1 protein-coding gene is annotated in these 1,545 nt (G+C 44.1%); it reads right to left on the reverse strand.

Going from position 1 to position 1,545, the window contains the following annotated elements; translation table 11 throughout:
- Positions 1-118 precede the first annotated feature (118 nt).
- Positions 119-1,408, reverse strand: a complete 1,290-nt coding sequence (locus FYJ73_RS15590) for an IS1380 family transposase (RefSeq protein ID WP_154535657.1) — start codon at positions 1,406-1,408, stop codon at positions 119-121.
- Positions 1,409-1,545: the final 137 nt, after the last annotated feature.

Consider the following 1,545-nt stretch of genomic DNA (forward strand, 5'->3'; position numbering starts at 1 on the left):
TGAACACTATGCATCATGATAGTATGAGCGTGAATTTTGTCCGATTTGTGCACACCATCCCCTTACCCCACGATGCGACTTGAGGTAATACGCAGATTAAAACCATAAGGAACGGATTTTATCCGAATCCAGTTTTGAAAGGTCTTACATAAGCCCGATTTTCAGTATAGATATTCAGCACGTATTGCCTTGCTGTCATGATCCACTTGGCAGGTACGGAGATGAAGCTGAAGACAAAAGCCTTTATGCGACTCGTTTCCTTGAGCCCAAAAGCCTTGGTGTCAAGCCTGCTCATGATGGTCTTATAGAAATTGTGTATCAATGCAGTAAGCAGAAGAAAGACAGTATTCTCCGCCATGAATGACTTGGGGAGCCTGCTCCAACCGAATCCGTTGTTCATATCATCGAATATACGCTCTTTGCCCCCACGCTTGTTGTAAAATTCGACGATGTCTCTTGTTGATGAGTCGTAATCGTTGGTAAGAATGCATCTGTAGGTGTATTCACCTTCCCACAAGTCAAGCTCTCCATCCATGCGCTTTTGTCTCTGAATGACAAGACGATAGCACTTGCCTTCCCATTTTTCAACGAGAATGGAATTGAGTTCAAACTGGATGCCGTTGATTTCCTCCGTCTTCCATCCCCTCAGTGCAAACAAGTCATCGTAGAGCGAACTGCATCTGTTGGCGCGGATGTAGAAGTGCGTGCAATGCTTCTCTATCTCACTGACAATTTCCTTCGAGCACGAACCACAGTCGGCTCTGAAGCGATTCACACGGATGCTGTTGGCTTCCAGTAGGGCAAAGAATCTCTTGTGGGTCTCAGCCTGATAAAAGCGCACATTTGTGTTGCCATCGCTGTTCTCAACATAGACAATCTTCTCACCGATGACATATACGCCAGGTCTGTAGCCGAGGAACTTCTTGTATGTCGGTTTTGCATCATATTTCTCTGTTTCAAGGAACTGATGGTCGAAATCAACATCATAGGATTCCACCTCATTCAGTTCACCGGTGGAAACCAAGGCTTTTATAAGCAAGGCGTTGAGCTTGTCTGCCGTATTGAAATCATAGGTCTTGCCCTTATCGGAAGTATATGAGATGTTTTCCTGTGTCAGTTCCTTGATGGCTCTGAGGATGGTATCAGAGCTGCATGTGCGCAAGGTCGGATGATACGAGAGATGACGCATCAGATGCGATGTTACATCCTCCACGCATGAACCGCCACAGAAGTATACGCTCATCAGAGAACGAATAATTTCGCTGTACTGGTATCCGATGATACTGCGGCATCTCTGACCAAGTGTCTGGTCGATAATAGGTGAAAGCATGGAGTCAAATTGCTCCATGATTGAAAAAATTCCTCCAAAAGGTGTGAGTTTCTCAGATTTTATTGCTACCTTTGCCATGTCTTGTTACGATTTACGCTTGTTTTAAATTGCAACACTAAGATAGGTGAAAAATCTGACATGGCAAAATCCTGAGCAACTTTTTGTTGCTCAGGAACTTATAAATAAAGTTAAATCAAAGTGTTGCGGAATTAAGG

The organism is Hallella mizrahii (assembly GCF_009695775.1).
GTDB lineage: Bacteria > Bacteroidota > Bacteroidia > Bacteroidales > Bacteroidaceae > Prevotella > Prevotella mizrahii.